The sequence below is a fragment of the Rhodococcoides sp. S146-33 genome (genome assembly GCF_059489205.1).
Window position 1 is genome coordinate 1 of sequence record NZ_JCAJWY010000009.1, and the last position, 22,387, is coordinate 22,387.

General features: G+C 61.3%; 21 protein-coding genes. 9 read left to right on the forward strand and 12 right to left on the reverse strand.

Annotated elements, in window-relative coordinates; genetic code table 11:
• Nucleotides 1–1,158: hypothetical protein (locus AC5WEY_RS23940; protein WP_495647813.1), on the forward strand; the 1,158-nt coding region annotated here is incomplete at its 5' end.
• A 283-nt stretch (nt 1,159–1,441) separates the two neighbouring features.
• Here AC5WEY_RS23940 and AC5WEY_RS23945 read toward each other — a convergent pair.
• A complete protein-coding gene (locus AC5WEY_RS23945; RefSeq protein ID WP_495647814.1) occupies nt 1,442–2,356 on the reverse strand; it encodes a hypothetical protein in 915 nt (304 codons plus the stop codon).
• A gap of 381 nt (nt 2,357–2,737) precedes the next feature.
• On the opposite strand from AC5WEY_RS23945, the gene AC5WEY_RS23950 reads away from it, so the two are divergent.
• Complete coding sequence (locus tag AC5WEY_RS23950) at nt 2,738–2,998, forward strand: restriction endonuclease (protein ID WP_495647815.1); 261 nt, start codon at nt 2,738–2,740, stop codon at nt 2,996–2,998.
• A gap of 553 nt (nt 2,999–3,551) precedes the next feature.
• Here AC5WEY_RS23950 and AC5WEY_RS23955 read toward each other — a convergent pair.
• Together AC5WEY_RS23955 and AC5WEY_RS23960 are read right to left on the reverse strand one after the other, a co-directional pair.
• Nucleotides 3,552–4,172 (reverse strand): hypothetical protein, encoded by a 621-nt coding sequence (locus AC5WEY_RS23955; protein ID WP_495647816.1) that lies wholly within the window; start codon nt 4,170–4,172, stop codon nt 3,552–3,554.
• A 67-nt stretch (nt 4,173–4,239) separates the two neighbouring features.
• Nucleotides 4,240–6,633 (reverse strand): metallophosphoesterase family protein, encoded by a 2,394-nt coding sequence (locus AC5WEY_RS23960; RefSeq protein ID WP_495647817.1) that lies wholly within the window; start codon nt 6,631–6,633, stop codon nt 4,240–4,242.
• Here AC5WEY_RS23960 and AC5WEY_RS23965 point away from each other — a divergent pair.
• The gene (locus AC5WEY_RS23965) at nt 6,603–7,055 is read left to right on the forward strand and encodes a DUF1643 domain-containing protein (protein WP_495647818.1); all 453 of its coding nucleotides are present in this window, start codon (nt 6,603–6,605) and stop codon (nt 7,053–7,055) included. The genes AC5WEY_RS23960 and AC5WEY_RS23965 overlap by 31 nt on opposite strands.
• A 769-nt stretch (nt 7,056–7,824) precedes the next feature.
• Nucleotides 7,825–8,247, forward strand: a complete 423-nt coding sequence (locus AC5WEY_RS23970) for a phosphate acetyltransferase (RefSeq protein WP_495647819.1) — start codon at nt 7,825–7,827, stop codon at nt 8,245–8,247.
• 59 nt (nt 8,248–8,306) lie between these two features.
• Here AC5WEY_RS23970 and AC5WEY_RS23975 read toward each other — a convergent pair whose 3' ends face one another.
• The 8 genes from AC5WEY_RS23975 to AC5WEY_RS24010 form a co-directional block, all read right to left on the reverse strand.
• Nucleotides 8,307–8,981: an SDR family oxidoreductase gene (locus AC5WEY_RS23975; protein WP_495647820.1), complete on the reverse strand. Its 675-nt coding sequence runs from the start codon at nt 8,979–8,981 to the stop codon at nt 8,307–8,309.
• A 20-nt stretch (nt 8,982–9,001) separates the two neighbouring features.
• A complete protein-coding gene (locus tag AC5WEY_RS23980; RefSeq protein ID WP_495647821.1) occupies nt 9,002–9,619 on the reverse strand; it encodes a helix-turn-helix domain-containing protein in 618 nt (205 codons plus the stop codon).
• Between the two features lie 4 nt (nt 9,620–9,623).
• On the reverse strand, nt 9,624–10,067 hold the full coding sequence (locus AC5WEY_RS23985; RefSeq protein ID WP_495647822.1) for a VOC family protein: 444 nt from the start codon (nt 10,065–10,067) through the stop codon (nt 9,624–9,626).
• 93 nt (nt 10,068–10,160) lie between these two features.
• The gene (locus tag AC5WEY_RS23990; protein ID WP_495647823.1) at nt 10,161–11,324 is read right to left on the reverse strand and encodes a Gfo/Idh/MocA family protein; all 1,164 of its coding nucleotides are present in this window, start codon (nt 11,322–11,324) and stop codon (nt 10,161–10,163) included.
• Between the two features lie 79 nt (nt 11,325–11,403).
• Nucleotides 11,404–12,222: an ATP-binding cassette domain-containing protein gene (locus AC5WEY_RS23995; protein ID WP_495647824.1), complete on the reverse strand. Its 819-nt coding sequence runs from the start codon at nt 12,220–12,222 to the stop codon at nt 11,404–11,406.
• 2 nt (nt 12,223–12,224) lie between these two features.
• The gene (locus tag AC5WEY_RS24000) at nt 12,225–13,283 is read right to left on the reverse strand and encodes an ABC transporter permease (RefSeq protein WP_495647825.1); all 1,059 of its coding nucleotides are present in this window, start codon (nt 13,281–13,283) and stop codon (nt 12,225–12,227) included.
• A gap of 66 nt (nt 13,284–13,349) precedes the next feature.
• Nucleotides 13,350–14,384: a substrate-binding domain-containing protein gene (locus AC5WEY_RS24005; RefSeq protein ID WP_200936643.1), complete on the reverse strand. Its 1,035-nt coding sequence runs from the start codon at nt 14,382–14,384 to the stop codon at nt 13,350–13,352.
• A 139-nt stretch (nt 14,385–14,523) separates the two neighbouring features.
• Nucleotides 14,524–15,558 carry a Gfo/Idh/MocA family protein gene (locus AC5WEY_RS24010; protein ID WP_495647826.1) on the reverse strand — a complete coding sequence of 345 codons (1,035 nt, stop codon included), beginning with the start codon at nt 15,556–15,558 and terminating at the stop codon, nt 14,524–14,526.
• 78 nt (nt 15,559–15,636) lie between these two features.
• Between AC5WEY_RS24010 and AC5WEY_RS24015 the strand changes: the two genes are divergently transcribed.
• Nucleotides 15,637–16,635 carry a Gfo/Idh/MocA family oxidoreductase gene (locus AC5WEY_RS24015; RefSeq protein WP_495647827.1) on the forward strand — a complete coding sequence of 333 codons (999 nt, stop codon included), beginning with the start codon at nt 15,637–15,639 and terminating at the stop codon, nt 16,633–16,635.
• 35 nt (nt 16,636–16,670) lie between these two features.
• On the opposite strand, the gene AC5WEY_RS24020 is transcribed toward AC5WEY_RS24015, so the two are convergent.
• Nucleotides 16,671–17,441 carry a GntR family transcriptional regulator gene (locus AC5WEY_RS24020; RefSeq protein WP_057478885.1) on the reverse strand — a complete coding sequence of 257 codons (771 nt, stop codon included), beginning with the start codon at nt 17,439–17,441 and terminating at the stop codon, nt 16,671–16,673.
• 189 nt (nt 17,442–17,630) lie between these two features.
• Between AC5WEY_RS24020 and iolC the strand changes: the two genes are divergently transcribed.
• Genes iolC through iolD form a run of 4 tightly spaced genes read left to right on the forward strand, consistent with a single transcriptional unit; the run spans nt 17,631 to nt 22,364 of the window.
• Nucleotides 17,631–18,629, forward strand: coding sequence for a 5-dehydro-2-deoxygluconokinase (iolC, locus tag AC5WEY_RS24025; protein ID WP_057478884.1), 999 nt, complete (start codon nt 17,631–17,633; stop codon nt 18,627–18,629).
• Nucleotides 18,622–19,524 carry a Cgl0159 family (beta/alpha)8-fold protein gene (locus AC5WEY_RS24030; protein WP_032377230.1) on the forward strand — a complete coding sequence of 301 codons (903 nt, stop codon included), beginning with the start codon at nt 18,622–18,624 and terminating at the stop codon, nt 19,522–19,524. Before iolC ends, AC5WEY_RS24030 begins: the two co-directional genes overlap by 8 nt.
• Nucleotides 19,525–19,527: 3 nt before the next feature.
• A complete protein-coding gene (iolB, locus tag AC5WEY_RS24035; protein WP_495647828.1) occupies nt 19,528–20,409 on the forward strand; it encodes a 5-deoxy-glucuronate isomerase in 882 nt (293 codons plus the stop codon).
• On the forward strand, nt 20,406–22,364 hold the full coding sequence (gene iolD, locus AC5WEY_RS24040; protein WP_495647829.1) for a 3D-(3,5/4)-trihydroxycyclohexane-1,2-dione acylhydrolase (decyclizing): 1,959 nt from the start codon (nt 20,406–20,408) through the stop codon (nt 22,362–22,364). Before iolB ends, iolD begins: the two co-directional genes overlap by 4 nt.
• Nucleotides 22,365–22,387 lie beyond the last annotated feature (23 nt).

Genomic DNA, 22,387 nt, shown 5'->3' on the forward strand with positions numbered 1-22,387 from the left:
AGGAATTACGTGACGGACAACCCCTCAAGCCTGGGGAATTACGTGACCGCTGACATGCAAGTCCCGACCACAATTCGTTTGTGCTGGAACGCCGAACTCGGCGACAACCCAACCAGCGTTCGCTCCCAGCAGGCAACTGTGCGTGGACTTGCGCGGGAAACAGGCACGGTGGCACCACCTGCTTTGCTTCACATCGATTCTCCGCGTGCGGCGTCAGTCGTCAGCGTGTACGTACCGACAGTGGCTGCCGCCCCCACCATTCAAGATGTGCGCAATGGAGTGCAACTCGGACCGCTTGATCTCGCAATGTGGGCAATCGACGATCTGGTTCGCGCGACCCGCCTCAGAGGTCATCCTCTTCCCGACCTCACAGTCGAATCGCTACCGGCACAGGAAATCGCATTGACCTACGCCGACGTGGTGAACACAACCCTGCGCTGGACCGGCAATTGGTGGACCCATCGCCTACCGGGTCCGGACGCCGACGCAGGCAACTGGGACGCTCCGATTCCAGCATCAGAACAGCAGGCTGTGGTTGCCGACTTCGCCGGCCTTCGTGTTGAAGTGCCGGCAGCAGTGGCCATCGACCTTCTCTACCGTGCTCACGTCTCCCTGGACGCAGGCCAACCCGACAACGCTATCGTCGGATACGCCGTCGCCTGCGAGTATTTCATCAGCAATCTTGCGTTGGCTATTCGATGGGAGAACGGAGAGGGCGCCGTAGCCGCGGCGGCGGCCCTCGACCTAGTTCACAACGGGCCGCTTGCGCTCCTTCGCAAGTGCGATCCCTTGGGTGGCGGATCGTGGGACAATGACAAGGCCGGCGTGATCCAGGCATACAAGCATGCGGTCCTCACGAGGCGAAACAAAATTGTTCACCGCGGCCAGCAGTACACAACAGCGAGCGCAAACGAAACCAGGTTGGCGGCTGGGACTCTGATCGAGATGCTGAAATCCAGACTGGTTCGTAGTCCAAAATTTCCCCGCACGACGGGCTTGTTCACCGGCAGGGAGAGCATTCAGGCTTACGCTTCCAAGAGGCGCAAGCAGGAACTTCTCGACAGCCTGCTCGATGAGACCCGTTATCGAAGCAGCGATGCTGCGTTCCGGATCTGGCGAAACGAATTTTACTCACATACAGACGGCGAAGAACCATAGATCCCAGTGGATCCTGAAGAAGTGCGTCCGACACGGCAAGGCCGAGATCTGGGCGCGCCGATGAACAGTCCGGTCACTGCGCTTGAGGACAGCACCGAGACCCTCGTTCTGCCGATCGGTGACGTCGCCTGCCACATGTTGCCCAGTGCGTTTGTTGGGTGCAACGTCCTGTAGCCATGCATCGCGGCTAGCGCCTTTCCTGCATTTGCATCTTACAGGAATCGAGACAGCCCACCGCTGAGTTCATCCGGCACCGAACGTTCAGATGCGGAACAAATCACGCCTACCGTGGGGGCTGTGGGTCAGGGGTGCTATCGACGACGACTGCATTCGAGAGTTCGTCCACTCCTGCCCGGACGGAATCACAGGCACCGAGCAACGAGTCCCATGTGAGTGGGTCGTCGATGCCAAGACCGTTTTGAGAAGCGGTGAAGACTTCATTCGGGTCAAGGTCCCATAACAAACAAAGTCTGTGTGCCGCAGCGATCGTAGCGTCCATTGCGAACTGTACGTTTCTCAAAGTCGCACACCAGGTGTAGTTGGTGCGTTTCTGCTCTTGAATCACGGCGAGTGTCAGCCACACTGCGTTGCCGTGTGTTGGGCGACTCAGCTCGTCGTACGCCAATGCATGCGGGAACGCATCCTCGATCAGTTTCCGATTGCTACTTGCGGATTGCTTCGGTATATCATTAAACGTGGTGCCGGTCCTGTTTCGCCACTTTTTCCAGGCTTCGAGGAGTTCAAGCGCTCCAAGTTCTGATGAGGATCTGTACTCCTGAAGAGCTGCATGAAACAGTGCATGAGTGCGTAAAACGCGAATCTTCCAACCGATTTCGGGATCGCCGACGAACATGGCTCTGCTTGCATGCTCGGCCGTAACACGGGCAAGGGCCGCGGATCCGATGTGCATCGGAAAGTCGCGTCCAACCAATTCACAACACGACAGCAACGCATCACCCGCAGAGATCACGTAGAACTTCGCTAACCGATGCGCAGTGAGGAGTGGGCCCTCAACGTCGTCCGCGTGGCCGATCTCCAGATCTACCGCGTCCATCGATTCCACTCCAGGCTCCCGATACTGCGGCGAATGATTCGCTGCCGCGAGCGCGAAGTGGGCTATGTACTGCCCGACGTTGCTGGCCTTCACTGCGAAGGCTCGGACCTCGTCGAGATTGAACTGCGATCCTTCAACCGACATAGTCGCGACACTACGTGTTGCCGATGACACGAGGATGACTACGCGCCCGCGCAGACTTTCTCGGACGCAGCGGTGCGTCCACATCCGCCACTCCTGGCGACGTCAAATTCATGCTTGAAGCAGGTTCTGGTCACCAGTAGCCCGATCCGGTCGGCCTTCGGCCCGGTACCGTCGCACCTGTGACACCGAGACAGGCAGCACGGCGAGCGGTTACAGCCACCAGTGGTCGCAGTTCGGTGCTTGGTGCACCGCGGCCTACGGCGAGGCGCTACCCGAACCCAACGGACCGGTCATCAGAGCTCGATTACTGGAGGCTTTGACTCGTTCAAGTCCAGCACGTCCACCGATGACGCGGTCGGGCTTTACACAGCCCTGGCCGCCGTGTACGACGAAAGCAACGATCCCATCGTCGGCGGACGGGTCGTAGTGTCGGTCAAACGATTCTCCGGACAAGTAGGGCCAGACCACGTCCGCGCCCTCGACAGCGTCGTCCGCCAACAGGGTGCGATCAAGGGAATCCTCATCACGACGTCGAACTTCGGCCCGGCGTCGTACAGCATCATTCAGAATAAGCCCTTGCTACTCGTGGACGGAGAACAGCTCAGGTCCTGGTTGCAGAGCTATCTACAAATTGCCACCTGACTGCGCCCTGGTACCGGACCACGACCGACACCGATACACGAACGAGAGTCACCGGTGGGCGAGACGCCTTGCACCACGCGAGTGGGGGCTATCGCTCGGTGCGGTGGTCCGGTGGAAGTTGCTGGGGCGTAAGCCGTGGTTGTCGCCAATACCGCCACGGTGAGAGACACCGGCAACGAAAGTGAACTGCCCAATTCACGGAGCCACAGGGTGAACAGTTTCGATAAGCAGAAAGCGCATTTCCGATGAGCGCCATCACCGTCCTCGATTCCAGAACGGATGCATCCCCAGAAGGCCCATCTCGGCTCGGCCCACCGGGCCCAACTTAGGTCCATCGTGTCCTCTGAGGCCTCGGGATTTGCGTGAAGGTGCAGTAGTCCCGGAGCACACGCGACGCGTCGGGGCTGAGAAGCATTCGCTGTCTATCGGTCGGTTGGTTTTATCAACTCTTCGTCCACAAGCTGGTTGGCCGGCAGACGGATACAGGCAAGCTTGCCAGGTTACTTGTGCAGCATGTGTCCGATGGAGCCGTGGCACCGCCTAACGTGCAGGTCTAGAGGACTCGCCGAGAGTCAGCCGTTAGGCCGCCGAGTGTGGGCAGGCTGACCAGTTCGGGTGGGAGTTTCGTACCACACACTGTTGCGAGCTTAATGCCGAAAATCACGATGTCAGGCAGTCGTTCCGTTAAGAAGTGGTCCCAGGACTCTGGATGACGGTCAGCCTCGTCCGCGGCATCGAGGGCCAATTTTGCCAGCTTGGCAATGTGCAGGGTGTAATGGCGGAGCTGATCGGACTTTGACAGGCCGGCAACGTCTGCGTGGTAGAAGTGGTCGTGCATGTACTGCGCAGACTGCAGATCCTCCCAAGTCTTCGCTTCGCGAATGCCTTGAGCTCCATCGAACGCGTTGGCGTGTCGAGCTGGGTGTTTGGCCTCAATTCGCTCGATCCGATCGCTGTAAAGTGACTGGATATCTAGAGTGTGTTTGCGGCCAGACCGTACAGACGCAATCCTCAACAGATGTCCAACTCTTAGCACGCTGTCGCGATCGGCGGACTCGTTGTGCTCACTGCGATCGCAAAAAGTCGCCAAGTCGCCGGCTGCCCGAACGAGGGTGCGGACAAGCTGCATGGGCGTGGAGTCCTCCAAAGCCGGCGCTGCCTCGTCTGTCTTCACGGGTCCACCATAGTTGTCCAGTGAGTCAGTATCCGCGTGTCCTACCGGCGCGTCGACTAGCTGTTGGTTATTTCTCATTGGTGGCACTCGTCATCATCCTGGGCATCGTCTCGAACATGCGGAGCAAGATCTGGTCGACACGGGTGCGCCACTGCGCACGGCTATCGGTTCGTTCACGTTCGTTTGATCTCTGGTCTTGAGCGTAGCGCTTGTTCGCTTCGGCTAGCTCGTTGAGATCTTCAGCAAAAGTGCAACGTGCTTTATGAACTGCCTCGTCGGAGGCGTCCTCCATCTTGAGAAGCTCTGTTGCAATCCGATGGAGGGCCTCGATTCCCACAACTGGCACGGGATCCGCATCCACCGCCATCTGCGCTCCGGGTCTCCAGTCGGCTACGGCACTGTGCCATCGGTTTACGACATCGTTCACGCAATGGCTCGTACGGAAGAACAGGGGTGCAAGGAGGTCGAGAAGCCCCGACGGATCTTCGACTCGAAGGTCGAGCGAGGGTACGACGACCTTCGGTGCGCCCGCACCGGCGACCGGCATGGTTGTAACCGTGCAAACTGCGCCGGTAGTGATGGAACGTCCTCGAGAATTGAGCCTGGTCACGGCGTCGTTCTGTAAGCGGGCGAGCTCCCCCACGTTAATCGGCCACCAGTGAGGCATTTCTTGCTTACGAAAGTAGCCTGTGACGTCTAGCTTCTTACTCTTAATCGTCATTTGGACGAGTGTGAAGGCAGGAAAGCCCTGGCCGTCATTCTTGAAGTCGTCTACTGGATCCACCAAGATTGCGATCGCACGACTGGTGCTTTCGTCTGCGTATAGCGCATCGACCGCCCGATCGAATTGATTAATGCGACCGTTGTCGTATCCCACTAGCCGTTCCCCGTGATTGAATGGTGCCGCTGCTCCTCGAACGGGGCGTTGCCACCAATCGACCATTTCGGAGAACCACTTGTTTGTGCCGATCTCACCAGGACTGGCGTCAGTCGCCGATCCGACATCCGGATAATGGCGGGGAAGTTTCTGGGCAGTCTGGCCATCACGAATCCTGCAGACAAGCGGCGAGGGCATTCGATCGAAGCCCCCCTGGGATGCGAGTAGAAGGTCATGCACTTCTTCAGCAGTCGTGGCTTCGATTACCCCGGTCCGCTGCGGGTCGTCGCCACCAACCCGGTGCACGGCCACAGAGAGTGTCTCGAAATCGATCTTGACACCGACGTTGCGTGACGGGACGAGAGTTAGTTTCACATCATCAACCCGTGGCATTTCGGTAGAAAATTCTAGAAGACGGCCGATATCATTTGTTGCGGGTTGTCCATGACCGACAGTCGGCGCACTGACCACCAAAAGTCGATGTGGGGCCTGGCCTTGACTTTTCTCGAAAGGCACAAATACGTCTTGAATAACTCGCTCCTCATGTTTGTGGCCATGAAGGACGACATCGACGTCGTTCGAAGCGAGCCATTCGCGGAATTCTCCAAGGTTGGTGATTCCTTCGAATGGCTTGAATTCCTCCGAAGTCCCCACCGGTCTCAGCTGATGATGTAGTGCTGCGACAATCGCAGGTTGATGTCCAGAACGGCGGAGTTCGGACATGCGTTCTCGGAGTATTTCGTGCAAGACGGCTCTTTGGCCAGCATCAACCCGCGCGATATCGTAGAGCCCTCTTCGCTTCCAGGCCGAGAGTAAGCGACTGACCGGGAGGCCCGTTTCATCCTTTTTGTCTGCCAGCTTCTGCAGTTGTTCAAGGTGTGGTTCGAGGTCTTTCTCGACCCTGGTTTCGACTCCGCAGTGGTTTGAGGAATTGACTCCTAGAATCACGAACGAATGATCATCTGCAACAATGACCGGAGTTGACGCACCAGGTCGGATGCTGTTGTTGGGCTCGATGTCGATGCCCTCGAGCAGCGCCGTTGTATAGCCATGATCCCTCAGCTTGAGAAAATTTTCGTACCGTTGGCGGGTGCCCGCAGGTGTTCCCCATTGCACGTCGTGGTTTCCTGGAACGATGAGGACGTTCTCGGGATCGGGAAGTGAGTCCTTCAACGCTCCCAAAACTCCCGGAAGGAGTTCAAACCCATCGCTCCTGCCCTGGACGGTCACGTCGCCGCTCACGACAACAGCGTCGAGTTTTCGGCCAGCCTCAGCGAGAGCTTGCCCCAGTTGAGCCAGCGATGACTTTATTGTTTCAGTGCGGCGTTGCCTGTCCTCTGGGGATACGACGTCGACCTTGTAGTCTCCGGTAACGTCGCCACTGCTGGTCGCCGACGCCAGATGAAGATCGGATAGATGCAGGAGTAGACCCACGATGCTCGCTTTCGTTCGCTTGAAACCGGACGTCCGACCAGGCTGTTGGCGTGAACACTGCGGTCTGTAGTTCGTGCTCAGAGGAATGGTATCCGCCGTTCGAACACCGCTGTGCGGAAGTGTCACCGTGCGGAACTTTTCGGTACACACTTGGCCGCGCGTGGGACGAGGGGCAGACTATCGTATGGATAATGCTTAACCCGTCGAGCGCGGATGCGTACGAGGATGATCCGACCTTGCGCAGGTGTCGACGGTTCTCCGAAAGGTGGGGTTACTCGTCGCTTGTAGTCTTGAATCTTTTCGCCTTCCGGTCGGCATACCCCGCTGAGTTGGTGAGAGCCGTGGACCCCGTCGGTCCGGAGAATGATCGCAATCTGCGACGGTGGGCGAGGCATCCTCACGTTGTTGCAGCCTGGGGTACCGGCGGCACCCTCCTTAGGCGTCAAGACGCAGTAGTTCCGATCTTCGACCAGCTGCAGTGCCTGGGCTTGACGAAGAGTTTAGGGCCGCAACACCCTCTCTACTTGAGGTCGACATCGACCTTGAAACCGTTCCCGAACCCTACTCGTTGAGTAGTGCATGAGGGATTTGGCGGGGCATGGTCATGGGTGCCGCTGCCATCAACGGCTTGAAATTACCCGCTAAACTTCATCTCATCCTGAACCGCGCGTGGCCGCCTTAAGGGCTGAATAGTGCACGCTCTGAGGGGCCGTCTGAGGCCATCTAGTGGGGACCTGCCGGTAGGCTCTCTGATTTCTGCAGATCGCCGGAACTGTTTCGACAGTCAGTTCGGCTGGATTTGCTCTCGATCCGTGCGAGCTACAACCATGAGGTTGCGGGTTCGAACCCTAGTCCGACCGGCTAGTTCTACACTGGAGTCATGGGCATTTCGTGGATCGCGAGCGGTGGTTTGGAGGGCGAAAGCGGCTCCGAATCGGTGCGCGTTCATGCGGATTCACTAGGGTCCGCAGGGACTATCCGCGTGAGTCTCGGTGTCACGAGCGTGTCACAAGTCGGTACCTACGAGTGTGGATTCGGGTGGTGCTGCCTGGACGATTGACACAGGTCAGGGCCCCTGTGGTGGTTCCATGCGGACGTATCTGGTTGTCTGGCAACATACTTGTAAGCGAGCGGTCAACGGTTCAATCCCGTTAGGAGGCTCCACTGCTCCGATCCCGCTGTTGGGTCGGAGCGTTTTCTTGCCCATTTTGAGGCGCATCAGCTCCCCGGTTTGGAATACCCGACGCCGATCGGAGTCAGTTATCCGAAACGAAGGAGCTGAAGTGGACACGTCGTCGGGTGCTGGTTCGACACCCCGCTTTGGTAGGGCATCATGAGTCGATGAGCGATCTCGAGTACCTGGCCACTTTGGTTGCTGCACTGGATGCTGAGATTGCGCGGGTCTCTGCGGCCGAATCGGGCTCCGACGAGCAGTCGTCAGCCATCGATGACGCGGTCGCTGCCGTCTTGCGGCTGCGCTCGAAGGTGAAGGCCGGCTACCCCGGCAAGAAGGCCTACTACATCGCAGTGTCGACCGATCCGAAGGGAATCAGGGTCGAGGGGATTGCAGCTCTGCAGGGGAAACGCGCCCACGAATTGGTGCGCGACGGCGGTTGGATGCACGCGGATTCCAGCACCGTGCTCGACCTCCTCGATGACGATCAGCTCGGTCGGTACAGAGCCGTCGCAGGACGCGGCGTAGCGCAAACGTTCCGAGATTCGCGTGAATATCTTTCAGCAGCACTAGGTCTCGCCGAGAACTAGACCACCCGACCGACCCGGCCTGGCGCGTTCGTACCGAAGCCAGGCCGACTCGGGAACGATCAGGCGGTGCGCCGTGGTCCGGATCGATCGATCACCTGGCGAACTGCATCTGCGACCGGCGTTGTGCCGTCGGTGAGTTCGACGATGGTTCGAGTCAACGACGGTTCGGCAAGTGCCGCGGCGATGAACGCCGCAACGTTGTCGCGGCGCACGTCACCGTGCTCGATGGCCAGTCCGGCGGTGACAGTGCCGTCTCCTGGCTCGTCGAGGAGAACTCCCGGTCGCACGATCAGCCAGTCCAGATCGGTGTGGGTCAGGTAGACGTCGGCCGTCTTCTTGGTGGCCATGTAGTGCTCGAATCCCTCGGACGGCTGCTGGCTTCGGCCCGATTCGGGGAACGCAGAGACCAATACGAACCGATCGACGCCGGCTCTGCGTGCTGCGTCGGCTGCCTTCTCCAGGCCCTTGCCGTCGATCAGTGTTGTCTTGTCCATGCCGGTGCCATGTGCGCCTGCACTGAAGACGACGGCGTCGTGGCCCGTGAACGCCGTTGCGAGCGTGGCGACGTCGTTGTCGATGAGGTCACCGAAAACGGCTGTTGCGCCGGTTGATTCGACCAGGTCACGATGATCGGGATTGCGGATCATTCCGGAAACGGTGTCACCGCGGCCGGTGAGGATGGTGCTGAGTCTCGAGCCGATGCCGCCTGCGGCACCGATGATGAAGGTCTTCATGTGTGTCTCCTTGCTTTTGTTCAGCGGGCGAGCGCGACCGTCCGCAGGAATGTCACGGGCTTCGGGCCGTTGTTGATGTACTGGTAGACGCGGTCACTGCGGAGGCGGCCGGACTCGCCGGCCGAAATGACGACCTCTGTCGCGTCCGCTCGAACGGTCAGCTCGCCGGTGAGCACGTGGAACAGTTCGGCAGATCCAGGGGAGTCGGGGCGGCCGCCGTACTGATCGCCCGATACCAACGACCAGAGCCACATATCGGCCACTCGGATGCCGGGGGTGGACACCAACAGATGTGCGGTGCTGCCCAGTCGAGAGGTCCACACCAGCACGTGTGCGGATGCGGAGATCCGTTCGACCGCAATGTCGCCGGGTACCGAGTCCCCGACGAGCTCGGTGAAGTCGGTTCCCAGGCTTCGGGCAATACGGGTTACCGCGACCAGGCTCGGATTGGCTTGCCCGTGCTCGATCTGAGTGAGAAGGCGACGGCTCACATCCGACAGGTCGGCCAGCTGCTGCACGGTCAAAGACCTCCGAGATCGAAGCACGCGGATGCGCGCTCCGATCTGCTGCAGGAACTCTCGGGTGAGTTCGCCGTCACCGGCACCGTCGTCCTCGGGTTCGTGGCCAGTAGGTGTCACGATCTCACACGGCAAACAATTGATCGATGTTCCGGAAAGCTTTGAACTCGAGAGCGTTTCCGGAAGGATCGAGAAAGAACATGGTCCATTGCTCGCCCGGCTCGCCTGCGAAGCGCACATACGGTTCGATGACGAAGTCCGTGCCGGCGGCTTCGAGGCGGCCTGCGAGTTCCTTGAATTCGTCCACCGCGAGTACCAAACCGAAATGCGGCACCGGAACCTCGTGCCCATCGACGGGGTTGGTTCCGGCGACCGGCGACCGTGCGTCGGAGGAACCGTCGCCTACCTGGTGGGTGACGACCTGGTGTCCGCGGACATTCCAATCGGTCCATCTCTCCGACGAGCGCCCGCGCGAGAATCCGAGCACGTCACCGTAGAACTTCCGGGCAGCGTCGATATCGTGAACCGGAATCGCCAGGTGAAAAGGGGGGATGGTTGCAGAAGCCATGTGAGCAGATTAATGCTCATCCAATGTGCAGTCAACTGCTCACACCGTGGTCCAGCGTCCATGAGTCGAGCAGCTGACAGCCCCGGTCCTACGTCAGGTGCCAGGCTGGATCCAGCGTCCCGAAGTAACCGATTCGGTCATGGCATCGAGGACTTCGGCACTGCGGACGGCGTCTCGCACCGTTGCGCCGCAGGGCTTTCCGTCTGCGATGGACTTCAAGAAGCGCATGGCCTCGATGACTTTGAGGTCGTCATACCCCATGGACGACGCCGAACCTGGTTGGAATGCGCCGTATTCTCCGTGCGAAGGTCCGACGTAGACGGTCGATGCGGGTTGATCCTGGTATCGGTCACCGATGCTGAGAGAGAGTTCGCCCAGCCGGCGGAAGTCCCAGGACACAGCACCTTTGGTGCCGTGAATCTCGAATCCGTATGCGTTCTGATCGCCGACGGCCACACGACTTGCCTCGAGCACGACGCGCGCTCCGCTGTGCAGTCGGAGTTGGCTGCTGACGAAGTCCTCGTTTTCGACGGCACCGCGTTCACCCCCGGCCGCGAGGGCATGACCGGTGGTGGAGCCGCTCGGCTTCGTTCGTTCGGGAACGAAGATCGCGGTGTCTGCCACCAGGGATTCGATGTCGCCCAGCAGGTAGTAGACCAGGTCGGCTCCGTGCGAGGCGAGATCGCCGAGCACTCCGTTGCCCCCACGGTCCCGCTCGAATCGCCAGCTCAGCGCCCCGTCGGGATGAGCTGCGTAGTCGCTGAAGAATCGGAACCGAGCATGAGTGATGGACCCGAGTTCGCCCGATTCCACCAAAGCTCTGGCTTCCTCGACCGCAGGAGCATTGCGGTAATTGAAGCCGACGGCCGTCTGTACGCCCGCCTTGTCGGCAGCGTGCGCAACTGCCCGTGCGTCGTCGGCGGAGAGACCGACTGGCTTCTCGATCCAGATGTGCTTGCCCGCCTCGACCATTGCAGTTCCGATGGAGCGGTGCAGGAAGTTGGGCGCGGTGATGGACACGGCCTCGATCGTCGGGTCGGATTGGATCTCGTGCCAGTCGGTTGTCGCCGTCGCGAAGCCGAACTGATCGGCAGCGTCGTCCGCTCGGCCTTCGAGCTCGTCCGCGACCATCGCCAACTCCGGTCGCAGGCCGAGGTCTGGATAGTGTTGCGTCAGCCGAGAATACGCCTGCGTGTGCACCCGTCCCATCCACCCGAAACCAGCTACTCCGACACGAACCGACCGAGTCGACCGCACAACAAAACCCCTTTTCGAAAGATGTGCGGGCCGGTCCGATCGGACCGGCCCGATACAGCAGGTGGGTGACGAGCCCGAATTACCGCCGGAGTTCGTGGGTGAGGGTGTCGAGCTCGTCGCCGCCCGCCATTTCCTTCGTGAGGTCGTCGAGCGAGATGTCCTCGTAGCTGCAATCGAGCTTCTGGCGGCCACGGTTGAGGAGGACGAAGTGATCTCCGACCATGTAGGCGTGGTGGGGATTGTGGGTGATGAAGACGACGCCGAAGCCCTGTTCCTTGGCTGCGGAGATGTAGCGCAGCACCATTCCCGACTGCTTGACGCCGAGGGCCGCGGTCGGCTCGTCGAGGATCAGTACCCGCGCACCGAAGAAGATGGCGCGGGCGATGGCAACACACTGACGCTGACCACCGGAGAGGGACCCGATGGGTGCATCGACGTCGGGTAGGTCGATGCCCATCTTGTGCAGTTCCTCGATGGTCGTCGCGCGCATGGCATTGGTGTCGAGCGACTTGAACACACTGCCTTTGCGGAGCTCCTGACCGAGAAAGAAGTTGCGCCACACGGGCATCAACGCGACCACAGCAAGGTCCTGGTAGACCGTCGCTATGCCTTGGTTGAGCGCGTCCTTGGGGGAGTCGAATGTGGTCGCCTTGCCGTCGACGAGCAGTTCTCCTTCGCTCTGTTGATGCAGGCCGGCCATGATCTTGATCAAGGTGGACTTGCCGGCTCCGTTGTCGCCGAGGACTCCGGTGACCTCACCGGCACCCACGCGTAGGTTGATGCCCTGCAGCGCAATGATGTTGCCGTAGCTCTTGCCCACGTTCTTCAGTTCGATGAGGGGCGTTCTGCCTCCGCCTGCGGGTTCGGATTCGATGGGGGTGTCGGCGTGAATGGTCATGATTACCTCTTGGCAGCGTAGGTGCGGAACGAGTTGTTGGCGATGACGGCGAACAGCAGCATCGCGCCGAGGAAGAACTTGAACCAGTCGGGGTTCCAGCCGGCGTAGACGATGCCCTGGTTGGCCATGCCGAAGATGAACGCGCCGATGAATGCGCCGATGGCAGTGCCGAACCCGCCGGTGAGCAGGCACCCACCGATAACGGCGGCGATGATGTACAGGAACTCGTTGCCGACGCCTTGGCCGGACTGAACGGTGTTGAACGCGAACAGCAGGTGCATGCCGACGAACCAGGCGCAGAAGCCGACGAACATGAACAAGCCGATCTTGACCTTCGTCACCGGCACACCGATCGCACGGGCCGAGTCCTGATTGCCACCGACGGCGAAGATCCAGTTTCCGATCCGCGTCTTCATCAACACCCAGGTGGCTGCGAGCGTGAAAAGGATCCACCACACGACGGTGATGCGGATGGAGACTCCGAACAGCGAGAACGACGACGAGAACACCGCTTTGGCAGAATCGAATCCGTCCATGTCCGAGATCGACTGTGTTGCCACCTGTCCAGTCACCAACTTGGTGACGGCGAGGTTGATTCCGGTGAGCATCAGGAAGCTTGCGAGTGTGATGAGGAACGACGGGATTTTGGTCTTCATGACCAGGTATCCGTTGAGGAACCCGACCGCGAGCGCCAGCACCAACGCCAACGCCGATCCGATCCATACGTTCAGGTGCAGATTGTAGGCAATCATCGACGCCATGATGGACGAAAAGGTGACCGCGACACCGGTCGACAGATCGAACTCGCCGCCGATCATCAGCAACGAGACCCCGATGGCCATGATCCCGATCGTCGACGACGCATAGAGAACGGTGGCGAGCGCCTCGGGGGAGCGGAACGGTGGTGCGACGATGCAGAAGAACACGAAGATGATGATCGCTCCGAAGAGCGCTCCGATCTCCGGGCGAATCAACAAGCGCTGCAACGGCTTCTGCTTCTTCACCCGCTCATCGACGACGACAGTGTGTTTGGACAGATCCAGGTCGGCCTGCGTGGACATGGTATTCCTTCCCTGCTGGTACGACGCTCACCGGCAGCGGGATCCGCGGGCCGGTGAGCGTCGGGTTCAGCGAGTACCGTTCTGGGCGTACTCGGCGATGGCGTCGATATTGGTCGAGTCGATGAACGCGGGTCCGGTCAATACCGGGGTGCCTCCGCCGATGGTGTTGCCGTTGTTGAGGTAGAGCCACAGCGAGTCGATGGCCAGGTAGCCCTGCAGGTACGGCTGCTGATCGATGGCCCACTCGACATCGCCGGACTTGATCGCGTCGACCAGTGCGGCGTTGGTGTCGAACGTGACGACGGTGGCGTTGCTACCGGCGTTGGCCTTGGACTGCACGGCCGTCAGCGCGATCGGGGCTCCGAGCGCGACTATGTGATCGATCGACGGATCCTGCTGCAACTTCGCGGTGATGGTGGCCTCCACCGACGGCATGTCCTTGCTGTTGACGTTGAGGATCTCGGTGCTGCCACCGGTGAATCCGGATGTGACTCCAGCGCAGCGAGATTCGAGAGCCACCTGGCCCTGCTCCTGGATGATGCAGAGTGTCTTCTTCGCACCGTCCGCGGTCAGGCGGGCACCAGCGGCCTGGCCGGCAATGGTCTCGTCCTGTCCGAAGTACTGGCCGACTCCCATGTCCTTCCACGAGTCGAATCCGGAGTTGAACGCCACCACCGGAATTCCGGCGGCTTCTGCGGCCTCCACCGAGGGGGCCATGGCGTCGGGCTTGGCCAGCGTCACCGCGATGCCGTCGACCTTCGAGTCGATCGCACTCTGGACCAGGTTGGCCTGATTGGGCGCTTCGGGATCTGCGGAGTAGCGCAGTTCGATGTTGTCCTTCGCCGCCGCTGCCTCGGCACCCTTGCGAATCAGATCCCAGAACGTATCGCCCGGTACCTCGTGGGTGATCATCGCGATGGTTGCCTTCGGGGTATCGGCCGTTCCTGCATTGCTTCCGGAGTCGGACTCCTCGGGAGCACCTCCCGAGGACGAACACGCGGCGACCGATGCCGCCAACGCGACCCCCATCGCCAGTGCGATGGTTTTGCGCCCCAGGTTCTTTGGGGACCTGTCCGCTACCGAACCCAGACGAGACGTCATTTTCCAAACATCCTCTCGATGACCAGACGACCCGCTGATGCGGGCCTGGCGTACTGCCTTAGACGATGTAATACCGGTCACACTCAAAAGTCAATAGTTTGTCCAGACATTAGGACTGCAGGGAATGGAAGACTGCGAATCAGGAGGGAAAAACGATGCCGAGGAGGCGTCGCAGCTCGTCGAGGGTCTCGAGAGTGGAGATGGCGTCGATCATTGTGTGGCAGGGGCTTTCGAGCTCCCCACTTGCGATCCGACGGGCGGCCTCCGCGGCCTCGTAGGCGAGTCCCTGGGGGTAACCGCTGACGTCGTCGACGAACCGAGCCGATCGTCCGTCGCGCAGGGTCACCGTGAAGTCTCCTGGTCGATAGAAGACGTCCGCTGTACGGAGCATGCCCGCCGTGCCGCACACCGCACCGAGGTTCGGTGTGTCGGCCAGGATGGTGGTGTTGAGAACGGCGTGAGCACCTGTCGGCGAGGTCAGGACCGCCGAGATCTGACCGTTGAGCTCCGAGTTTGCCTGCTGTCCCACCGCCGTGACACCAGCCGGTCGGCCCAGCGCCTTTTGAGCGAAATAGACGACATAGGTACCCAGATCGAGTAGGGGACCGCCGGCCAGTGCGGGGTCGTAGATTCGATGATCGGTGTCGAAGTGCTCGCCGTGATCGGCCAGGACGGTACCGATCTCACCGAGCATTCCCTGCGTCAAGATCTGGGAGATCACGTCGAATTTCGGCAGAAACGCAGACCACATGGCCTCCATCGCGAACAGTCCCTTGGATCGGGCGAGTTCGGCGACAGCGCGAGCCTGGTGGGCGTCGAGAGCGAGGGGTTTTTCCACCACGACGTGCTTACCTGCGTCGAGTGCCAAGCTTGCGTGCTCGAAGTGGAGGGTGTGCGGGGTGGCGATGTACACGACGTCGACATCGGAACGTGCAACGAGATCCTCGTAATTGCCGTGGACGGTCGGGATTCCCCAGTCCGCAGCGAAGGCCGCGCCTCGCTGCGCGTTTCTCGAGGCGACGGCGGTGATCTGCTGGGAAGTGTGGTGGCGCAGTGCCTCTGCGAACCGCGCTGCGATCCATCCCGGTCCGAGGATGCCCCATCGAAGCGCAGGCGCATCGATAGGCGGTGCGACGCGTGAGGGTGGAAGTAGTAGTTCCGTGGTCGAAGTCATGCCACGCACCCTAGTATCTCGTGTTGTACATATGTCCGGACATTCGGATGTTTTCATCGAGATCGAAAGCGAGGGTCCATGAGCGTGCGCGTAGGAGTAATCGGAGCCGGAGTGATGGGGGCCGACCATATAAGGAACCTGCATTCCGTGGTGTCGGGCGCGACCGTGACGGCCGTGGCGGACGTCGACGCCACCCGCGCGGCCGGTCTCGCGGCCGAGGTCGGCGCGGACGGCATCACCGACCCGTACGCGTTGATTTCGCGAACGGACGTCGACGCCGTTGTCGTCGCCTCCCATGACTCCACCCACGCCGAGTTGGTGCTCGCCTGTATCGAGGCCCGCAAGCCTGTCCTCTGTGAGAAGCCGCTCGCGGTCACCGTCGAGGAATGCGCAACAGTCGTTCGAGCCCACGAGGCTGCGATCTCGGGCGGAATTCCCTTGCTCACTGTGGGTTTCATGCGCCGATTCGACCCGGGATACGTCGAGTTGAAGCACACGGTGTCTTCGGGCGCAGTGGGCGATCCGTTGATCGTGCACTGCTCGAGTCGCACGGTCACCTCCGGTCCGGGCGGCGATTCGGAGGCAAGTATCACCAATTCCGCGATACACGAACTCGATACGGTGCCGTGGTTGCTCGATTCCCCGGTGGTCGAGGTCAGCTGGCATGCCACTCGTGCGAGCAAGCGGATAGCGCATCGCCGCGATCCGCAGTTCATGCTGCTCAGAACCGAGAGTGGCGTCCTGACGACCGTGGAGTTGTTCCTCAACGCCGGCTACGGTTACGACATCCGCTGTGAGGTGGTCGGCGAAGATGGCGCGAGCCGTCTGGCGGAGCCGGTTCGGACGCTGACCGATCAGGCTCTGCAGCACGGTCATTCGTACTCGAAGGACTGGGTGCCCCGCTTTGCCGACGCTTATCGACTCCAACTGGGCGAGTGGATCGGCTCGATCACCGAAGGGCGCACGTCCACACTGGCCTCGGCGCGTGACGGGCTGCAGGCGAGCGTGGTGGCGCAGGCGTTGATCACCTCGATGCACAGCGACGGCGCAACAGTCGTGGTGGAGAGCCCTTTCTGACGGCGATTACCGATGTCCTGGTATGGCTCGGACCTTCAGCGGTCGACCAGGGTGGTGTCGAAGTAATACCGGGACGCCCGGTACACGTGCGCGCCGAACTCGACGACGCTCCCCGAGTCGTCGAAAGCGGTGCGGTGCATGGTCAGTAGGGGTGCCTTGTACTTTTCGTCGAGCAAGGCTGCCTCGTCGCGGTCGGCCGCGCGGGCACCTATGCGCTGGCGGGCGAGTCTGATGTGCACCCCTCGCGTACGTAGCGAGGAGTACAGGCCCTGGGTCTCCAGCTCGTCCGGATCCGGGGCTATGTCGCCCGGCAGATAATTGACCATGACCGCGAGCGGCTCACCGTTGGTGCTTCGGAGCCTGCGAATGGTGACGACGTCCGTCGTCTCGGAGATGTTCAGTTCCTGTGCGACGTCGTGGGTCGGCGGACCGACCTGGTAGTCGAGGAGGCGGGTGGTCGGGTTCTGGCCGGCGCGTGCGAGGTCGTCGAACAGGCTGGTGAGCTCGACCGGTCGGTGGACCGGGCTCTGAACCACCTGTGTTCCGACGCCCCGCTTCCGTACCAGTAGCCCCTTGTCGACGAGTTCTTGAATCGCACGCCGGGTGGTGGGGCGAGACAGGCTCAGTCGCTTGGCAAGTGCCAACTCGTTCTCGAAGCGCTCTCCCGGCGCGAGGACACCCTGCAGGATGGCGGATTCGATTGCCTGGGCCAGCTGAAAGTACAGGGGCACCGGACTCGACCGATTGAGTTCGACAGGAAGTTGAGCCGCCTCGGTTGCAGCCGCCGCTGTGTTCGACGTGGTCACTGGTCTCTCCCGTCTTTCTGTGGGCGCTGTGGGGCACCGGCTTGTACGAAGTCTAGGTCATGGATAACATCACTTGACCGGAAGTAAGAATGTCAGGACAAACTATTGACATTCGTGTGTGAGCTCACGCACAGTGGACGCACCGCAGAAACGTGGGAAGCCCGCACTCGAAACCAACACCTCACACCAATGGAGTCGATCGTGACCACCTCAGCCGACGCGAACACCGCGGCCTTCGACGTCCTCGCAATCGGGCGAAGCGGTGTCGATATCTATCCTCTGCAGACCGGCGTCGGTCTCGAGGAGGTCGACACCTTCGGAAAGTTCCTGGGGGGTAGCGCCGCGAACGTCACCGTCGCCGCCGCGCGACTGGGGTGCCGCTCGGCGCTGATCTCCGGCGTCGGTAACGACCCCTTCGGCCGATACGTTGCCGCGGAGCTGGCTCGGTTGGGCGTCGACAACCGATTCGTCGTCACCGACGACCAATTCGCAACTCCGGTCACGTTCTGCGAGATCTTTCCGCCCGACGACTTCCCGCTCTATTTCTATCGGAAGCCGTCGGCGCCCGATCTCCAGATTCGTCCGGAGAACATCGACGTCGACGCTGTCCGCAACGCTCGTCTGTACTGGTCGACAGTCACCGGATTGTCCGAAGAGCCGAGCCGCAGCGCCCATTTCGCTGCATGGGACGCCCGAGATCGAGCACCGTTGACCGTACTGGATCTGGACTACCGGCCGATGTTCTGGGATTCGCCCGCCGCCGCGACGGAGCAGGTACGCCGGGCGCTCGAGCAGGTCACGGTTGCCGTCGGGAACAAGGAGGAGTGCCAGATCGCAGTCGGTGAGACCGACCCGCACAAGGCGGCCGATGCACTCCTCGATCTCGGAGTCTCCCTTGCCATCGTCAAGATGGGCCCCAAAGGTGTTCTCGGCAAGACCAAGACGCAGACCGTCACGGTGGCACCGAACTTCGTCGACGTGGTCAACGGACTCGGGGCGGGAGACAGCTTCGGCGGTTCGCTCTGTCACGGCTTGCTCGCCGGTTGGCCGCTGGAAAAAATCTTGCGATACGGCAATGCCGCAGGAGCCATCGTGGCATCGCGCCTCGAATGTTCGACGGCAATGCCCACCGCCACCGAAGTCGCTCTGCTCGCCGAACAAACCGCAACGGAGGCTGTCAATGTCTGAGACCACCTTGAGCCCCGCACCCGCGGCCGCCAGTTACGCCGAGGTCACCGCAATTCGCGCTACCGATCCGCAGGCCATCGAACGTGCGTGGGCAACTCGGGTCACCCGCCCGACGATCCGCGGCAACGGCCGCCTGATGATCGTTGCTGCCGACCATCCGGCCCGGGGCGCGCTCTCGGTCGGCTCGAACATGACCGCCATGAACAGCCGCACCGAGTTGCTGGACCGACTCCGCACCGCGCTCGCCAACCCCGGCGTCGACGGTGTGCTCGGATCCGCCGACATCCTGGACGACCTCGTGCTGCTCGGTGCGCTCGAGGACAAAGTGGTCTTCTCATCGATGAATCGTGGTGGCTTGGCCGGCGCGTCGTTCGAGCTGGACGACCGAATGACCGGTGCCACAGCCGCTTCCACTGCCAAAGCTCGGATGAACGGTGCTAAGATGCTCACCCGAATTGCACTCGACGATCCGGGCACTCTGGCGACGATGACCGCATGCGCGCAGGCAATCGACGAACTGGCCGCGGCCAACCTCATTGCCATGGTCGAGCCGTTTCTTTCGCGCCGGGTCGAAGGTCGCGTGAAGAACGATTTGAGCACCGACGCGGTCATCAAATCGATCCACATCACGCAGGGTCTGGGATCCAGCTCCGCCCACACCTGGATGAAGCTTCCCGTGGTGCCCGAGATGGAACGTGTCATGGACGCCACCACATTTCCGACGCTGCTCCTCGGCGGCGACCCGCAGACCGCTCCAGAGGAGACGTACGCGAGTTGGGCACGCGCACTGGAGATTCCCGCGGTTCGGGGCCTGATCGTCGGTCGCACGTTGCTCTACCCGCCGGACGGAAACGTCGAAGCTGCAGTCGGTACCGCCGTCGACATGGTGAGGTGAAACATGAACTCCGAGTACTACATCGCAGCCGGTACAGGTAGCGCGGACGGATTCGACGTCGTGGTCACGCCGGACTCCGCTGGCTGGACCGAATCCAGCTTGTGGACAGTCACGCTCGCCGCGGGACAAGCCCTCGAACTGGAATCCGGACGCGACGAAATCATGGTCCTGCCACTGTCTGGTTCGGCCACGGTCACCAGCGACAGCACGACATTCGAGCTCCTCGGTCGAGCGTCCGTGTTCGACGGTCCTTCCGACTTCGTCTACGTCGGTAGAGATTCCGCGTACACGATAGTCAGCGCCGCCGGTGGTCGCTTCGCCCTCTGCGGTGCGCGTGCAAGATTCAAGTTGCCTTTCCGGTACGTACCCGCATCGAAGATCCCAGTGGAGTTGCGTGGTGCCGGGAACTGCAGCAGGCAGGTTCACAACTTCGGAACCGCAGACACGTTCGACGCAGACTCGATCATCGCCTGCGAGGTCATCACTCCCGGTGGTAACTGGTCCTCGTATCCCGGCCACAAGCACGACGAGAACACCTCGACCGAATCGGCACTCGAGGAGATCTACTACTTCGAGATCGCCGACGGGCCCCAGGGCAACGCAGGTTTCGGCTACCACCGGGTGTACGGCACCCCGCAGCGACCGATCGAGGTACTCGAGGAAGTCAGAACCGGAGACGTGGTTCTGGTGCCGCACGGATACCACGGACCGTCGGTCGCGGCCCCCGGCTACCACATGTACTACCTGAACGTCATGGCCGGACCCGGTGCCGAACGCGCCTGGAACATCGTCGACGACCCCGAACACACCTGGATTCGCGGCAGCTGGACCGATCAACCGGTCGACCCCCGCCTTCCCCTTCACACCGCATCGACAGGAGCATGACCGTGGTGTCCACAGCGCCGATCTCGGCGAGCAAGAACGACAATGCCGAACCGACAGTGCATCTGACGGTCTCGCAGGCCGTCGTGAAGTTTCTGGCCAACCAGTTCGTCGAGCGTGACGGCGTCCGCGCCAAGTTCTTCGCGGGAGCCTTCGGCATCTTCGGTCACGGGAATGTCGCGGGCCTCGGGCAAGCACTACTGCAGGCCGAGATCGACGCCGTCGAATCCGGCACCGAACCGGAATTGCCGTATGTCCTCGGACGTAACGAACAAGCTATGGTGCACAGCGCCGTGGCCTATGCGCGCCAGAAAGATCGTCTGCAGTCCTGGGCAGTGACAGCCAGCGTCGGGCCGGGCTCGACCAACATGCTGACCGGTGCAGCTCTGGCCACGATCAACCGTCTTCCCGTATTACTGCTTCCCGCCGACACTTTCGCCACGCGAGCCAGCGCACCGGTGTTACAAGAGCTCGAGCTTCCGTCGAGCGGCGACGTCACGGTCAACGATGCATTCAAGCCGCTGTCGCGCTACTTCGACCGGGTGTGGCGTCCCGAGCAGCTGCCGAGTGCTCTGCTCGGTGCCATGCGTGTGCTCACCGATCCGGTCGAGACAGGTGCGGCGACCGTCGCCATCCCTCAGGACGTGCAAGCAGAAGCATTCGACTGGCCGGAGTCCTTCTTCGCACCGCGTACCTGGCACGTGGCTCGGCCCGTCCCGGAGAAGTCCGTCGTGGAGCGGGCGGCCGCTGTCATTCGCAGTGCGCGGAAGCCACTGATCGTCGCAGGCGGCGGCGTGATCTATTCTCGTGCGACCGATGCACTTGCCTCGTTCTGCGCGGCGACGGGCATCCCCGTCGGGCAGAGCCAGGCGGGCAAGGGATCGTTGCCGTACGACCACCCACAGTCCGTCGGCGCCGTCGGCTCCACCGGAACGACGGCCGCCAATGCGCTCGCCACCGACGCCGACGTCGTGATCGGAATCGGTACGCGTTACAGTGATTTCACCACTGCCTCGCGCACCGCGTTCACCAACCCGGACGTGAAGTTCGTCAACATCAACGTTGCCTCCATCGACTCGGTCAAGCAGGGCGGTGTCTCCGTTCTCGCCGACGCCCGAGAGGCTTTGGACGCACTGGCCGAGGCACTCGGCGACTTCTCGGTGTCGGACGACTATCGCAGTAGAGTTGCCGAACTCGCACAGCAATGGGACGACACGGTGACGTCGGTGTACAACATCGAGGATTCGTCCGCACCGCTGAATCAGAACCAGGTCATCGGTCTTGCGAACACCTTGTCCGATCCCCGCGACGTCGTCGTGTGTGCTGCCGGGTCCATGCCTGGTGATCTGCACAAGCTGTGGCGCACAAGAGATTCGAAGGGATATCACGTCGAGTACGGCTTCTCGTGCATGGGCTACGAAGTAGCAGGCGGTATCGGTGCGAAGATGGCCGAGCCCGACCGTGACGTGTTCATCCTGGTGGGCGATGGGTCGTACCTGATGATGGCGACCGAACTGGTCACCGCCGTGCAGGAGGGCGTCAAGGTCATCATGATCTTGGTACAGAACCACGGGTTCGCTTCCATCGGTTCGCTGTCGGAGTCGCTCGGATCGCAAAGATTCGGCACCGATTACCGATACCGCGGCGAGGACGGTCGTCTGGACGGTGGCATTCTGCCCGTCGATCTCGCCGCCAACGCGGCAAGCCTCGGCGTGGATGTCGTCCGGGTGAACAACGGCAACGAGTTCACGGACGCCGTGAAGGCGGCGAAGGCCAGCGAGACGAGCACGGTCATCCACGTCGAAACCGACCCACTCATCGCTGCACCGGATTCCGAATCCTGGTGGGATGTGCCGGTCAGTGCCACCTCGACCCTCGAGTCGACGACGACCGCATACGAGACGTATCAGAAGTGGAAGAAGATTCAGCGGCCGTTCCTGCGTCCGTCCGGCCAGTAGTCACCCCAGAACATTCGGCATAT

Coding starts and splice junctions, on each gene's coding strand:
- AC5WEY_RS23945 (WP_495647814.1), bottom strand. CDS start 2,356: ATGTCGGTTGAAGGATCGCAGTTCAATCTCGACGAGGTCCGAGCCTTC.
- AC5WEY_RS23970 (WP_495647819.1), top strand. CDS start 7,825: ATGAGCGATCTCGAGTACCTGGCCACTTTGGTTGCTGCACTGGATGCT.
- AC5WEY_RS23975 (WP_495647820.1), bottom strand. CDS start 8,981: ATGAAGACCTTCATCATCGGTGCCGCAGGCGGCATCGGCTCGAGACTC.
- AC5WEY_RS23985 (WP_495647822.1), bottom strand. CDS start 10,067: ATGGCTTCTGCAACCATCCCCCCTTTTCACCTGGCGATTCCGGTTCAC.
- AC5WEY_RS23995 (WP_495647824.1), bottom strand. CDS start 12,222: ATGACCATTCACGCCGACACCCCCATCGAATCCGAACCCGCAGGCGGA.
- AC5WEY_RS24000 (WP_495647825.1), bottom strand. CDS start 13,283: ATGTCCACGCAGGCCGACCTGGATCTGTCCAAACACACTGTCGTCGTC.
- AC5WEY_RS24005 (WP_200936643.1), bottom strand. CDS start 14,384: ATGACGTCTCGTCTGGGTTCGGTAGCGGACAGGTCCCCAAAGAACCTG.
- AC5WEY_RS24010 (WP_495647826.1), bottom strand. CDS start 15,558: ATGACTTCGACCACGGAACTACTACTTCCACCCTCACGCGTCGCACCG.
- AC5WEY_RS24015 (WP_495647827.1), top strand. CDS start 15,637: ATGAGCGTGCGCGTAGGAGTAATCGGAGCCGGAGTGATGGGGGCCGAC.
- iolC (WP_057478884.1), top strand. CDS start 17,631: ATGGAGTCGATCGTGACCACCTCAGCCGACGCGAACACCGCGGCCTTC.
- AC5WEY_RS24030 (WP_032377230.1), top strand. CDS start 18,622: ATGTCTGAGACCACCTTGAGCCCCGCACCCGCGGCCGCCAGTTACGCC.
- iolB (WP_495647828.1), top strand. CDS start 19,528: ATGAACTCCGAGTACTACATCGCAGCCGGTACAGGTAGCGCGGACGGA.
- iolD (WP_495647829.1), top strand. CDS start 20,406: ATGACCGTGGTGTCCACAGCGCCGATCTCGGCGAGCAAGAACGACAAT.